The organism is Clostridium sp. AN503, assembly GCF_040719375.1.
GTDB lineage: Bacteria > Bacillota > Clostridia > Lachnospirales > Lachnospiraceae > Brotaphodocola.
In genome coordinates, this window is the sequence record NZ_JBFDTP010000002.1 from 609,851 (window position 1) to 623,754 (window position 13,904).

Here is a 13,904-nt window from a genome sequence, read left to right on the forward strand (position 1 = left end):
TTTGCTTTTATAAAAAAATATATAAATATATAAAAAAATAAAAATCGTGTATTGACATTTGAAGTAGTACCGTATATGATTGTATTATAAAAAAATATATAAATTTATAAAAATAATTAAGATGAATATCTGCCAATATTGGTGGTAAGGACGCCATTTCCAATGGCAGGCAGTGTTCCGGAGGGGAGGATTTCACAATGATACATTTTGAGAAGTTGGATACACCTTCGCTGCTGATTGATATAGAGCAGGCCAGGAAGAATATTTTGGAAATGCAGAAGCTGGCGGATGAACTGGGGGTAACATTACGTCCACATACAAAAACCCATAAAATGCCTTATTTTGCGAAGCTGCAGATGGAGGCAGGCGCCTGCGGGATCGCGGTCGCGAAGATCGGAGAAGCGGAGGTTATGGCTGAGAATGGGATCGGAGATATATTTATTGCCAATGAGATTGTGGGGATTCAGAAATATGAGAGGCTTTTAAGGCTTCATGAGAAGATAACCATTCGATGCGGTGTGGACAGCCCTTTCCAGATTGACCAGATCGAGGAGGTTTTTTCCGGAGCGGAAAAACCGTTAGAAGTCCTGATCGAACTGGAGGTGGGAGAAAACAGGAGCGGGGTCATTACAGACAGCCATTTGACGGAACTTGTAGAACACATTAAGAAAAAAGAACATGTCATATTAAAAGGGATATTTTCCCATGAGGGCCATACCTATAAAGCACCGGATGCTGGAGCCTGCAGACATCTTGCAGAGGAGAGCTATCACCGCACATTACGGGCGGCAGACTTGATCCGCAGCCACGGGGTTGAACCAGAGATCATCAGTATTGGTGCAACGCCCAGCATTATGAACCATGCATTTTTGGAGGGGATCACAGAACTGCGTCTGGGAACCTATATTTTCATGGATATGGGGCAGAGCAGGGCGGTCGGTGATTACAGCAGATGTGCAGCCACCATTCTGGCAACCGTGATCAGCAAGCCGACAGATACCCGGGTTGTGCTGGATACAGGGGCGAAGGCGCTGGTGCCTCAAAACAGGAGTGAAGGAATCTGTGCCACCGGAGGATTTGGATGTGTGCTGGGGGAGGAAGATGTAGTGATCAGTAATATGTTCGACGAACATGGGCTGATAGAAAATAAGGATTTCCACGACCGGGTTTCCCTGGGGGATAAAGTCCGGATCATACCCAGCCATATTTGTCCGACAGTCAATCTTTACGATGAAGCGGCTCTGATCTCGGACGGATTGGTCGTTGGGACCGTGCCGATACTCTGCAGGGGAAAAACACAGTAGAAAAAGGAAGGAGGGCCTATATGGCGGACACACGGGAAATACAAAGGATCATCATGGAAGAACGGGAAGCTTTTGAACAGATCAGTGACCAGATCTGGGAATTTGCGGAGATGCGGTACCAGGAATTTGAGTCGGCAAAGCTGCTCTGCAGGACCCTGGATGCATGCGGTTTTCAGGTCACAAGGCCGATCGCCGGGATCGAGACGGCATTCATGGGGGAGTATGGGACCGGCAGGCCAGTCATTGCGTTTTTGGGGGAGTATGACGCTTTGCCGGAGATGAGCCAGAAAGCGGATTCGACCGTTCAGGAACCTCTTGTACCGGGAGCCTGTGGACATGGATGTGGACATCATCTGCTGGGGACCGGAAGCCTGGAAGCGGCATATGCGGTAAAAAAACTGATAGAGGGCGGAGCCTTAAAGGGAACAGTGCGGTATTATGGCTGTCCGGCGGAGGAAGGCGGGGCAGGAAAAGGCTTTATGGTCCGCGCCGGAGTGTTCCGGGATGCCGATATCTGCCTGACCTGGCATCCTATGGACGCCAACGGGGTTATGAACCATACGCTGGCAAACATGAGATTTTTCTTCAGGTTCCATGGGGTCAGCGCCCATGCCAGCGCCAACCCCCATATGGGACGGAGCGCCCTTGATGCGTTAGAGCTTACCAATGTGGGCTGCAATTATCTCAGGGAACATATTATCCCGGAGGCGAGGCTTCATTATGCAGTGACCAATACAGGAGGAGCAGCGCCGAATGTGGTACAGGCCTATGCGGAAGAAATATATTGTATCCGTGCGCCAGGGCAGGACCAGCTTGAGGAGATATTTGAAAGGGTCTGCAATGTGGCGCGGGGAGCTGCACTGATGACAGATACCAGGGTGGATATCCAGGTGGTATCGGCGTATGCCAATATCATTCCCAACCGTACGCTGCGGGAGTTGGCTTTGGAAAAAATGCGGGAGTTCTGTCCTCTGTACTATACGGAGGAGGAACTGGCATACGCAGCAGCGTATCAGGAAGGAGGTGCGGTTGAGCCGATCAACAAGAGGGTGGTTGAGGAAAATGCGCCGTTCAGTGGTTCTACAGATGTAGGTGATGTGAGCTGGAATGTGCCAACACTCTCTCTGGGTATTACTGCTTATGCGGCGGGTACAGCGCTCCATTCCTGGCGCAGCACGGCCCAGGGGAAATCTTCTGTCGCTAAGAAGGGGATGCACCTGGCGGCCTGTGTCATGGCGGCAGTGGCGGCGGAGCTGTTTGAAAACAGTGGGCTGAGAGAACAGGTAAGGGAAGACTTTAAGAAAGAAACGGGCAGCGGAGGTTACCGGAGTCTGCTCCCTGGGGATGCAGCTCCGGGAGATTTTTAAAGAGAGGTAATGGATAATATGGAAACTGTCGCACAGGTATGCAATATACAGCCTAATGGACACTATGTCCAGGCAACTGTACATAATGGAACGATCTATGTATCCGGCCAATTTTCCGTGGATGCAGATACGGGGGAACGGAAATTCGGTACGGTGCGGGAGGAGGCAAAACAGGCACTGGATAATATTGAGCTGATACTGAAAGCATTGGGCTCCGACCGCAGTAAAATATTGAAGACTACAGCTTATGTATGCAGTATGGACGACTGGGGGGAGGTAAATGAAGCCTATGCCGGGTTCTTTAAAGAACACCGGCCGGCCCGTACCATTGTCAATGCAAAGGAACTGCACTTTGGGTTTAAAGTTGAGATTGAGGCGATTGCGGCATTGTAGGTCAGGTTAAAGCCGGGCTCGTCCCATGATCTCTGTGATTTTAGCCATTGCCGCCTGGATCATGCTGTCGTCTTTGCGGGAGGCCTTACAGACGAGAGAGATGTTGCGTTTCAAAGGTGTGTTTTCAATGGAACAGAGAACAGGGCGCTCCAGTCCTTCCATGGAAGATGAGTTCTGATGGTAAACAGAGAGCGTAAAAGCAATCCCCATGCCGGCGCCTGCAAGCCAGTAAGATGTTTCGCTGTTGTTGATATTTAATGTGTATCCCGGTTTGATATGGTAACGTGAAAAAATGAAATTGCTGAACCGGGATAGTCCATACCCCGGCTGCCCCAGGATGAATCTCTGGCCATTTAAGCATTCAGGAGTGAGGATACAGGGGTTTTCCGTACTATTTCCGGATAGGTCGCGGCCTTTTAGGACAGGGTGGTTCCTGGGGACTGCCAGGAAGACATCTTCTGTCGACAGTGCAGCGGCATAAAGTTCTTGGGACACGGTTGCTGTGGCGAGAATGCCAAGGTCCACAGATCCATTTTTTATCAGGGCCTCTGTCTCGCTGTCAGGACCTTCCTGTGTCTGGATGGAAAGCTGGGGATGGATTCTGCATAGCTCTGGAAGCAATAAGGGAAGCCAGAAACGTCCTCGGTTGATCCCGATTCCCAGAACCAGGTTCCGTGGAGATGTGTGCCTGTAGCTAAGAAGGGTATAGAACAATTTCTCTTCCATAGCCCTGATCTTTTTCATCTCAGTCAGATAGAGCTCTCCTTCGGGAGTGATCTCAAGCGGGATCTTCGATCGGTCAAAGATCCTGATCCCAAGCTCCTCCTCCAGGCGTTTGATACGCAGAGTCATAGCTGGCTGACTGATGAACATCCGCTCTGCCGCTTTTGTCAGATTCCGTTCTTCTGCGACAGCAAGGATATAGTCGAACTGGTCCATAAAATTCCTCCGTGGCAAGTTATAATTATTTGCTTTTATTATATATGAACAAACTCTAATTAATCAAGAACTATTTTTATAGATATAATATTTTTATTATAACTCACTGACGAATTACAAATTGGACACGGAAGGATTCTTTCTTTAAAATAAAAAACAGATAAAGCGGAGCGCGCCCGCTTGTCAATTCTAAGGAGGGGTTATATGAAGATTACTGATGTGTATTCCCAGAGCTACCGATGGCCGAAGGAAAAACCAATTCAGAATGGAAAGCATATTTTCACACACAATGAGCTGAACCTGGCGGTGATTGAGACCGATGAGGGGATCACTGGTTATGGGACCAGCTACAGTGTGGATTATGTGGAATATCTGAAAAAATTCCTGATCGGTGAAAATCCATTCTGTGTGGAGCGGTTATGGGACAAGATGTGGGAGACAAAGGTTTTGGGGAGGAGGAGCATTTCAACCAGAAGCATCTCGGCTCTGGATATTGCGTTGTGGGATATCAGGAGCAAAGCGGCCAATATCCCGTTATACCAGCTCTTGGGCGGGTACCGGGAGGAGATCCCCTGCTATATCGCCGGGGGGTATTATGCGAAGGATAAAGGGATCCTCGAGCTTCAGAAAGAGATGGAGGAGTATTTAAGCTGGGGCGTAAAAAATGTAAAAATGAAGGTCGGTGTCCTGAGTATGAAGGAGGATGCAGCCCGCGTCAGGGCGGTCCGCGAGGTGATCGGGGACGATGTGCGCCTGATGGTGGATGCAAATTGTGCATACCGCGGATATGAGGCGGTGGAGTTTGCGAATATGATCGCAGAGTACCGGCCTTACTGGTTTGAGGAGCCGGTGATGCCGGACGACTATGACGGGATGCGCATGTTTTCAGAAAAGAGCCCGATCCCCCTGGCTACAGGTGAAAATGAATACACCTGCTATGGGTTTAGGGATCTGATCGGGCGTGGGAAGCCGGCGATCCTGAATCCGGATGCGGGCAGTCTGGGAGGGATCACAGAGTTTCTGAAAATAGCGGCCCTTTCCCGCGCCGACAATGTGGCTCTGAGCCCCCATGGACAGCAGCAGATCCACATTCAGCTGGACTGTGCTGTACCAGATGTGGTAATGGCAGAATTCTATCCACCGCAGTATGATGCAAAGATTTATGAATCATTTAAGAATCCGATCCGTTTCGATCCCAAAACAGGGATGGTGGCGCCAAACAGGGAGCCGGGAACCGGACTGGATATCAACTATGAGGTACTGAAGGACTATCGTGTGAAATAAACGGGGAAATTACTATGGGGGAAAATACTATGGAGAAACAGCAGTTATCAAAAAAGAAACTTGCGATACCGGATTCTCTGGTGATCATTGTGGTCGTTATGCTGTTGGCAGCAGTGCTTACCTATCTGATCCCGGCGGGGGAATATGTCAGGACGACCAATGAAGCGGGGCAGACCGTGGTGGATGCGGAAAGCTTTCATTATATCGAATCATCTCCGGTTAATCCGATCACAGTACTGAATTATGTGACGGATGGTCTTAATAATGCCAGAAATGTTATTTTTGTACTTTTATGCAGCGGCGGCGGTCTCGGTATCGTCTTGAGTACCGGCATGTTCCAGGGGCTGGCATCCTCCTTAAGCCAGAAGGCGTCGGGAAAGGAATGGATGGTCATTGCGCTGGTGACTGCAGTATTTGCGGTCCTGTGTGTGCCGGTCAACTTGAATACGTTTATCCCGCTGGCTCCGCTGGGGCTTTTGATCGCAGCGTCCATGGGGATGGACGCTATTGTGGGAGTATCCATCATCATGCTGGGAGGCGCGGTCGGATTTTCCTGCGGCGCGATGAACTTATCCAATACCGGAACCGCCCAGCAGGTGGCAGAACTGGCGACCTTCTCCGGAATGGGGTACCGGCTGTTTTGTATGATACCGTTTTACGCGGTGACGGTGGTGTACATCATCCGTTATGCTTACAAGGTGAAGGCAGATCCCACAAAGAGCTATATGTATGGGGTGGATACGTCAGGGGTGATGAGTTTTGACCTGTCAAAGGCTCCCAAGCTGGAGAAAAAGCATCTGCTTCCAGGCCTTGTGACGCTGGTGAGTTTGCTGTACATGATTTATGTTGCTGTTCAGGGGAAGCTGACCAATCCGATGGCGTCGGCAATCTTCATGTATATGGGGCTTCTGGCAGGGATCACCTACCGCATGACGCCCAACGAGATATGCAGGGAGTTTATGAAGGGCGTCAAGAGCATGTGCGGTACGGCGATGATGATCGGGTTCGCTTATGTGATCTCGCTGATCCTGACGCAGGGGAATGTGCTGGATACCATCGTACATTTTCTGGCGGGACAGCTGATCCAGGTGCCAAAGCTTCTTCAGGCGCCATTGATGTTCCTCGCTCATATCATCATCAATTTCTTTGTGACATCCGGTTCCGGACAGGCGGCGACCACCATGCCGATCTTTGTACCGGTGGCTGATCTGATCGGTATTTCGAGACAGACCGCAGTACTTGCATTTAACTTTGGCGACGGGTTCTGTAACTTTATCCTTCCCCACGCTGCGGCAACCATGGGATTTGTGGGAGCTCTGGGAGTACCGTTCGGCAAATGGTTTCAGTATGCAATTAAGTTGTTCGGTCTGTGGTGTGTGATCGGCAGTGTGCTGTTAGTCATTGCAACAGTCATGGGATATGCCTGAGAAATAGAATAGAAGAGAATGGATTCCTGTTGCACATTTTTATAAAATGGTATACGATTAATATATAAAATTATAAGCAGGTGGAATATGAATCCAATCTTAAAATCTTATTTTGTAATAGCGGATACAATTGCAGGAACGTTTGGGGAACAGTGTGAGGTGGTGGTACATGATCTGTCCAGGCCTGAAAGCTCTGTTGTGCATGTGGCGAACGGAGCGGTCACGGGGAGGCAGGTAGGCCAGACATTTGATCATCTGGTCAAACAGGTACTGCTGAACAAGAATTTTAAGGACGATCGGATGATCAATTACCGGGTCGAGACTTCCGACGGCAGGAAGATCAAGTCCTCTTCCGCCCTGATCCGGGACGGGGAGGGCGAGGTGATCGGCATGCTGTGTATCAATTTTGATATCACGGCGGCCCAGGTGATGCAGTCCCAGCTGGGGGCGTTTCTGTGTACGGCAGAGGAGACTGTGGAAGCGGAACAGGATGTGGACCAGAATGTGATGGCGGTCATTGATGAACTGATCCTTAAGATCATAGGCACTGTGGATGTAAAGAACCTGTCCCGGAAAAAGAGTGTTGAGATCGTGGGATTTATGGATGAAAAGGGGATATTCCTGGTGAAAGGAGCTATGGACAAGGTGGCGTCCATGATGGGGGTCTCCAAGGTTACGATTTACAGTTATCTTGATGAAGTGAAAGGGAAGCGTAAGGTAACCGAAAAGGATGATTGAGTGGGGCAGCAGGCGGGAGCAGTGGAGCTTTTGCCTGCTGTTCCTTTTTTGTCCGCACTCTTTTTCTTCATTGAATATGCCGCATCGAATATGCAGTTGCGAAACCCCTCATATAATATTATAATAAGAACAGGAATTAGGAGGCGTTCATCCGAGGGGGAAGAGGTGAGTGTATGGCAGCAATATCAGGGAACAAAAATACCAGCATCTATGTGATTGATGATGAGTACCGTCTGGTATATTTCAATCAGGTGCTGCAGGAGAAGTATCCGCAGGCAAAGACAGGCGATTTTTGTTATGAGCGGCTTTGTGGGGAGAAACAGCCCTGTCAGGTCTGTCCGCTTGCCAGAAAAAGCGGCAGCGAGACCCTGTATTATAACCGGCTGATGAAATGCTGGATCAACATTGGGACGGGAGATCTCGCCTGGCCGGGGAAGGACAGGTGCCATATTATTCTTGCCACCTCGATCCACGAAGATGACGCTCTGTACGAGGAGCTGCTGAATCCGCTGACAGGGCTGTACAAGCGCGGCGCATTTTTCCAGAAGGGCGAAGAGTTTTTGGATGAGGCTTCAGAAGGGCGCTACTGCCTGGTTGCCATAGATATTGAACATTTCAAGCTGTTCAATGACTGGTATGGACAGAAGGAGGGGGATAAGCTCCTTGTGGATATCGGCAGGCGTCTTCTGCAGCTCCAGCAGGAGGGAAAGGGCGTCGCCGGTTATATTGGCGGAGATGATTTTGCTATATTGATGCCGGATGATGCAGAGGAGATCTGCAGGATTCAGGCGAGCCTCACAGAATATGTGAAGGCGTATGGAGAGAATGCGGGATTTCTGCCCACCTTTGGCGTCTACGAGATAGAGGAGCGGGAGCATTCCCTCAGCGCCATGTATGACAGGGCGGTCATTGCCGCCAATTCCATCAAGGGCAATTATGCGCAGCGGATCTGTTATTATGACCGCCGTATGAAGCAGCGGATGGAGGAGGACCACCTGCTTTTGTCAGAAGTGCAGCGGGGGATGGAGAACGGGGAATTTGTATTTTATACCCAGCCCAAGTGTGATTTAAGCACAGGCAGGATCGTGGGGCTGGAGGCGCTGGTTCGATGGAACCACTCTGTCCGCGGGGTGATCTCTCCCGGGACGTTTCTGCCCTTATTGGAGAGCAACGGACTGATCACCAACCTGGATATATTTATCTGGGAATCCGTGTGCAAAAAGGTCCGCAGCTGGATCGACCAGGGAAGGCAGCCGATCCCGATTTCAGTCAATGTCTCCTGCGTAGATATTTTTGCGATCGATGTGGTGGAGACGTTCCGGCAGCTGGTGAAACGCTATGATCTGGAGCCGCGGCTGATCGAGATCGAGATAACCGAGAGCGCGTATGTGGAGCGTTTTGATGAGGTCATCCGTATTGTGGAGGCCCTGCGGTCTGCCGGGTTTACTGTTCTGATGGACGATTTCGGCAGCGGGTACTCATCCCTCAACATGCTGAAGGATGTGAGCGTGGATATCCTGAAGATCGATATGAAGTTCCTGGACCTGAACGAGAACAGCCTTGGACGTGGCGTCAGCATCCTGGAGGCGATCGCCAAGATGGCGCATATCATGGGTCTGAAGCTGATCGCTGAGGGTGTGGAGACAAAGGAACAGGTGGAGTTTTTGCTGAATGTGGGCTGCAGTTATGGACAAGGATACTATTTCTACCGTCCGATGCCGCCGATGGATATGGAGGATCTGATCGTCCATGAGGAAAATGTAGACTACCGGGGTATCACTCTGCAGAAGATGGAGCCGGTGCGGATGCGGGATCTGTTCAATGAGGATGTGCTCAGCGATACCATGGCAGGAAACATTCTGGGAGCAGCAGCTTTTACGATGTCCATGGTGACAGGCTGGAGCTTGTGAGAGCCAATGAAAAATATTGTGTTGTTACCCGTACCAGCATGGTGGAGCTGGAAGAACAGCGTATGGAAATCCTGCAGGAGATCTATCCGGAGGACCGGGGGACCCTGCACGGCCTGTTCCTGAGGGCGCGTGAAAACCAGACAAAGGGCGCTGAAGGAGAGGTGCGCCGCAGGACAGGAGACGGGATCTATCTCTGGATCAGGATACGGCTCTTTTATCTGAGAGAGCAGGATGGACACCGGATCTACTATGGTTCATTGAGCGATGTGACTGGTCAGAAGCAGAAAGAGGATCAGCTGGAATCCTTCCAGCGGGCTCTGGCATCTGTGGTGAATATTTCCAATGACGACCAGTCTTTTATGAGGCTGACGGAGGAGAACCGCCGGGCTGCAGCCACGATCGCAGCACAGATGTCGCCGGGCGGGATGATTGGCGGTTACTGTGAACCGGGATTTCCACTGTATTTTGCCAATTATGAGATGGTCCGGCTTCTGGGTTACGATACTTATGAGGAATTGGCAGAGGCGATCGGCCAGAAGGTGGAAAACACCATTCATCCAGATGACCGGGCAAGAGTGGCAGCAGATATCGGACCGGAATATTATCTGGGACTGGAGTATATGACCAGCTACCGGATGCCAAAGAAGGACGGCACCTGGTTCTGGACGCTGGACAAGGGAAAAGTTATCCGCGCAGAGGACGGGCGTCTGGCGATCGTCAGCGCCTGCACGGACATTTCGGAAGCGATGGCAGCACAGCAGCAGCTTTTGGAACGGAATGCACTGTTGATGCGGAAGAATGAAGAATTGTTTTATATCAATAAAGTCATGCCTGGCGGCTACCATCGGTGTGCCAATACGCCGGATTACGATTTTATTTATATCAGCGAGCGGTTCCTTGAGGTATTTGGCTATACCAGGGAAGAGATCCAGGAAAAATTCGGCAGCAAGTTTATCAATATGATCCATCCGGACGACCGTGAACGTGTGGTATCTGGTGTAAAGGAGCTGGTGGAGTATGACAAAGCCGGCAGTCTGGAATACCGTATGCTCAGCAGCAGGGGATACATCTGGGTGATGGACCAGAGCCGTTATACCGAGTTTGAAGGCAGGGGATTTATCCAGGGAGTTGTTCTGAATGTTACAGAGTCAGTTATTCTCCGCAACAGGATGAAAATGCTGGTGGAATATATGCCGGACAGCATGATCCTGCTACGGTGGAAGCAGGACAGAGCCAGCTATGAAGTCATAGCCAATGGGCTGATGCAGAAATATGGATACGCGGCGGAGTACATAGAAAAGATATTAAATGACGGCAATTACCAGGAGTTCCTGTATGAAGGGGATGCCGGTAGGGTCCGCGAGAATTTACAAAAGGCGATCAGGCTTGGCGAGGATTATCAGGATGTGGTGAGGTTCCGGCTGCGGGATGAAAGGATCATCTGGGCGAATTTTCTTGCCAGAAAGGTTTTGCTGGACCAGGACGGCGTAACCTATCTCTGTGTATACAGCGATATTTCCAATATCAAACAGAAAGAGCATGAGCTGATGCTGACAGGCCTGAAGCTGGAGAGCATCCTGCGGCAGGCGGGAATCAACAGCTGGGATTGGGATTTTAAGAAAAATACTCTGAGGATATCTGGTTCGGCAGCGCTGTTTCCTGCATTCAGCCGCGGATGGTTTAAGGAGGAAAACGGCCAGATGGTGCTTGAGGATTTTTCGGAAGTGATCATGGAAGACGGGTATATGCCGGAGAGATACAGAGAGAATGTGAAGGAATATCTGGAAAGTGTGAGAAATAATGTGCCGGGCACCAGTATACACTGTGAGTTTCCGATCGAGATAGAGAGCGGAAAGCATGTCTGGCTTACGGCGGCCTGTGAGACGCTCCGGGATGAGAACGGGATACCGGTCAAAGCGGTGGGATACTACCGGAATATCAGCGAGGAACGCAGGCAGGTACTGCACTTGACCCAGATGGCGGAAACAGATGCCATGACAGGGCTGTTCAACCGTCAGGCGGCTATTCCGCGGATCGAGGAGTATATCCAGAACATTGGTGACAGCTCGGCAGCCATGGTGATGTTTGACCTGGACAATTTTAAACAGGCCAACGATGTGTTCGGCCACTCCTTTGGGGATACAATGATCGTGGAGAATGCCAGGAAGCTGAAACAGTTTTTCCGGAAGGATGATATCATCTGCAGGATCGGCGGGGATGAATTTATGATCCTCTGTAAAAATATCAGGGAGAAGGATCTGCTCCGGAAGCTGGCGAAGGTGATAAACGCCATGACCATCATGCATGAAAAGGAGGGGCAGTCCATCCGTTTCTCTTCCTCTGCCGGGTATGTGATGATACCGGAGCAGGGTACGGAGTTTGATGACCTTTACGGCAAGACGGACGTCGCTCTGTTTGCCGCCAAACTGAAGGGGAAAGGCGCCTTCTGCAAATATAGTCCTGAGATGAAGTCCGTGCGGTATGAACTGGCGGAGAAGAATACGGCAGAGAACGAGTCGGAAGTGTAAAGAAAACAGCTAACGTACAGTCTGGGGCTGCCGCACTGATCATCCATGCGGCAGCCCCAACGGTCACTGCTCTAGTTCTTTCCATACCTGATTAAAGTACTGTGAGAATTCCGGAGCATTCCGGCGTTTTAACGGACTGTCATATTCTTCGCCGAATGTGATGGGGAAAATGGCTTTGACCTGTCCCGGCCGTGCAGACAGGATGACGACCCGGTCAGCAACACTGATAGCCTCCGCAAGATCGTGGGTGATCAGGATCGCCGTTTTCCCGGTGCTTCGGATGATGCTGCTGATATCGTCGCAGACGGAGAGCCTTGTCTGATAATCCAGAGCGGAAAAAGGCTCGTCAAGAAGCAGCAGGTCTGGTTTTAGTGCCAGAGTCCGGATCAGGGCGGCGCGCTGGCGCATCCCTCCGGACAGCTCGGATGGATGAGCGGTCTCAAAGCCGCTTAAGCCATAAGCGCCCAGCATTTCTGATAAGTGGGTGCGTGACGCTTCATTCAATTTTTTTTGGATCTCCAATCCGAGTGAAACATTGCCGTAGATGGTGCGCCATTCAAACAGATGGTCTTTCTGCAGCATGTAGCCGATACTCGCACCGGACTGGCGGATGGGAGTGCCGTCAATCAGCACTGCGCCCTCCTCAGGCTCTAAAAGACCGCTGAGCAGGGATAAAAGGGTGGACTTGCCGCAGCCGGACGGACCGACTACCGCAAGAAATTCTCCGGTTGTAACAGTAAATGATATATTGGAAAGGGCCGGGGTCTCGCCTTCCAGCGAATGATAAGAATAACTGACCCCGCATGCCTCCAGCTTGGGTTTCATGGACTGACCTCCTAAATGGATAATGTGGTGGATTGCCTTGCTCTGTAAGGATAAGGGGCATATAATAACGTATGTTCCGATCGGGGATGATGTACCTGCCGGGATTTTTCAACTTCAGAAATTCGTTTGACATTTCCGTCAGGAGTTCTTACAATAGAACAGGGAGAATATGACATGAAAGAACTCTATCACAATATATTTGAAGAAACGATCCTTTATCCGGGGCAGCACATCATTCCGAGGAATCTACTGGTGGTGAAGCAGCCGGGGCGCAGCCTGATGGTGGATACCGCCATGTGTCTGCCCCAGGACCGGCAGTTTGTCCATGAAATGCTGAAGACCTTAGAGATTGACTATAAAGATCTGGATATTTTTATTACCCACGACCATCCCGACCACACAGGGCTGGTGCCGGAGCTGGAAGCGCTGGGCGCTAAAGTGTTCATGAACCCGGATGAGACCCGGCGGCGGGCGGATCTGCTGCACTGCTATCTGTCGGATGACCGTACACGGAAGGAGAGCCTGCGGACGGTGGGGGTCACGAAGGAGGATACGCCGGAGGTGTACGAGGCTATTATGGACTACACCGACCGGGCGCACAAAGAGTGGCGCAGGGACGGAGACTTCCCGTTTATTCCGGCGCCGCCCGGGACGGTCCTCGCTTATGGAGAATACCGGTTTGAAGTGGTTTCCATGAAAGGGCATACCTACGGTCAGTGCGGGCTGTACGAGCCTGAGCACCGCCTCTTGTTCTGCGGCGACCAGATCATGACCAATATCGTGCCCAATGTGGGGAGCCAGCAGAAGGACCTGGGCCTTTTAAAGAGCTACCTTGCCTCTATGGAGGAGATGAAGCACAAGTATGCAGACTGCCTGTATCTGACAGCTCACTATGGCCCCATTGAGGATATCGGCAGAGAGGTGGACCGGATCGTGCTTGGTTACATGGACAAATGTGCGATAATGAAAAGGGTTTTGGAGGAAGAAGGAAGGCCGCTGACCACCCGGGACGTGGGGGTGCGCGCCTATGGGCGGAGCCAGGGGCCGCCGGACTACCGGCATTTCCTGTCCTGTACCCAGATCTGGATCAAAACCTTCTCCTGCCTGGAGTATATGTACGGGGAGGGATTTGTGGAGCGGACGGAACGGGATGGGATCTTGTACTGGCAATCCTGTACGTAAAAGCGGC

The 13,904-nt window shown here is 50.9% G+C and carries 11 protein-coding genes; 9 read left to right on the forward strand and 2 right to left on the reverse strand.

From position 1 onward, the window contains the following. The first annotated feature begins 197 nt into the window (after positions 1–197). From AB1I67_RS10055 to AB1I67_RS10065, 3 genes are read left to right on the forward strand one after another with little or no spacing between them, the layout of a single operon-like run. Complete coding sequence (locus tag AB1I67_RS10055) at positions 198–1,304, forward strand: alanine racemase (protein WP_367029734.1); 1,107 nt, start codon at positions 198–200, stop codon at positions 1,302–1,304. A gap of 20 nt (positions 1,305–1,324) precedes the next feature. Continuing rightward, positions 1,325–2,671, forward strand: coding sequence for an amidohydrolase (locus AB1I67_RS10060; RefSeq protein ID WP_367029735.1), 1,347 nt, complete (start codon positions 1,325–1,327; stop codon positions 2,669–2,671). A gap of 9 nt (positions 2,672–2,680) precedes the next feature. Beyond that, the gene (locus AB1I67_RS10065) at positions 2,681–3,064 is read left to right on the forward strand and encodes a RidA family protein (protein WP_367029736.1); all 384 of its coding nucleotides are present in this window, start codon (positions 2,681–2,683) and stop codon (positions 3,062–3,064) included. A gap of 6 nt (positions 3,065–3,070) precedes the next feature. Here AB1I67_RS10065 and AB1I67_RS10070 read toward each other — a convergent pair whose 3' ends face one another. After that, positions 3,071–4,003, reverse strand: a complete 933-nt coding sequence (locus AB1I67_RS10070) for a LysR family transcriptional regulator (protein WP_367029737.1) — start codon at positions 4,001–4,003, stop codon at positions 3,071–3,073. 204 nt (positions 4,004–4,207) lie between these two features. Between AB1I67_RS10070 and AB1I67_RS10075 the strand changes: the two genes are divergently transcribed. The 5 genes from AB1I67_RS10075 to AB1I67_RS10095 all read left to right on the forward strand — a co-directional run bounded on the left by AB1I67_RS10075 (position 4,208) and on the right by AB1I67_RS10095 (position 11,890). After that, the gene (locus tag AB1I67_RS10075) at positions 4,208–5,287 is read left to right on the forward strand and encodes a mandelate racemase/muconate lactonizing enzyme family protein (protein ID WP_367029738.1); all 1,080 of its coding nucleotides are present in this window, start codon (positions 4,208–4,210) and stop codon (positions 5,285–5,287) included. Between the two features lie 29 nt (positions 5,288–5,316). Then, positions 5,317–6,714 (forward strand): Na+/H+ antiporter NhaC family protein, encoded by a 1,398-nt coding sequence (locus AB1I67_RS10080; RefSeq protein ID WP_367029739.1) that lies wholly within the window; start codon positions 5,317–5,319, stop codon positions 6,712–6,714. Positions 6,715–6,801: 87 nt separating this feature from the next. Further along, the gene (locus AB1I67_RS10085) at positions 6,802–7,452 is read left to right on the forward strand and encodes a PAS domain-containing protein (protein ID WP_367029740.1); all 651 of its coding nucleotides are present in this window, start codon (positions 6,802–6,804) and stop codon (positions 7,450–7,452) included. Between the two features lie 173 nt (positions 7,453–7,625). Continuing rightward, positions 7,626–9,362: a bifunctional diguanylate cyclase/phosphodiesterase gene (locus AB1I67_RS10090; RefSeq protein WP_367029741.1), complete on the forward strand. Its 1,737-nt coding sequence runs from the start codon at positions 7,626–7,628 to the stop codon at positions 9,360–9,362. Continuing rightward, complete coding sequence (locus AB1I67_RS10095; RefSeq protein ID WP_367029742.1) at positions 9,359–11,890, forward strand: PAS domain-containing protein; 2,532 nt, start codon at positions 9,359–9,361, stop codon at positions 11,888–11,890. Before AB1I67_RS10090 ends, AB1I67_RS10095 begins: the two co-directional genes overlap by 4 nt. A gap of 63 nt (positions 11,891–11,953) precedes the next feature. On the opposite strand, the gene AB1I67_RS10100 is transcribed toward AB1I67_RS10095, so the two are convergent. Further along, a complete protein-coding gene (locus AB1I67_RS10100; protein ID WP_367029743.1) occupies positions 11,954–12,715 on the reverse strand; it encodes an ATP-binding cassette domain-containing protein in 762 nt (253 codons plus the stop codon). A gap of 174 nt (positions 12,716–12,889) precedes the next feature. Here AB1I67_RS10100 and AB1I67_RS10105 point away from each other — a divergent pair, with 174 nt between their 5' ends. Continuing rightward, positions 12,890–13,897: an MBL fold metallo-hydrolase gene (locus tag AB1I67_RS10105; protein WP_367029744.1), complete on the forward strand. Its 1,008-nt coding sequence runs from the start codon at positions 12,890–12,892 to the stop codon at positions 13,895–13,897. Positions 13,898–13,904: the final 7 nt, after the last annotated feature.

Excerpts from the sequence above, each read along its gene's own strand:
- AB1I67_RS10065 (WP_367029736.1), top strand. The coding sequence starts at position 2,681 with ATGGATAATATGGAAACTGTCGCACAGGTATGCAATATACAGCCTAAT.
- AB1I67_RS10105 (WP_367029744.1), top strand. The coding sequence starts at position 12,890 with ATGAAAGAACTCTATCACAATATATTTGAAGAAACGATCCTTTATCCG.
- AB1I67_RS10080 (WP_367029739.1), top strand. The coding sequence starts at position 5,317 with ATGGAGAAACAGCAGTTATCAAAAAAGAAACTTGCGATACCGGATTCT.
- AB1I67_RS10070 (WP_367029737.1), bottom strand. The coding sequence starts at position 4,003 with ATGGACCAGTTCGACTATATCCTTGCTGTCGCAGAAGAACGGAATCTG.
- AB1I67_RS10075 (WP_367029738.1), top strand. The coding sequence starts at position 4,208 with ATGAAGATTACTGATGTGTATTCCCAGAGCTACCGATGGCCGAAGGAA.
- AB1I67_RS10090 (WP_367029741.1), top strand. The coding sequence starts at position 7,626 with ATGGCAGCAATATCAGGGAACAAAAATACCAGCATCTATGTGATTGAT.
- AB1I67_RS10085 (WP_367029740.1), top strand. The coding sequence starts at position 6,802 with ATGAATCCAATCTTAAAATCTTATTTTGTAATAGCGGATACAATTGCA.
- AB1I67_RS10100 (WP_367029743.1), bottom strand. The coding sequence starts at position 12,715 with ATGAAACCCAAGCTGGAGGCATGCGGGGTCAGTTATTCTTATCATTCG.
- AB1I67_RS10055 (WP_367029734.1), top strand. The coding sequence starts at position 198 with ATGATACATTTTGAGAAGTTGGATACACCTTCGCTGCTGATTGATATA.
- AB1I67_RS10060 (WP_367029735.1), top strand. The coding sequence starts at position 1,325 with ATGGCGGACACACGGGAAATACAAAGGATCATCATGGAAGAACGGGAA.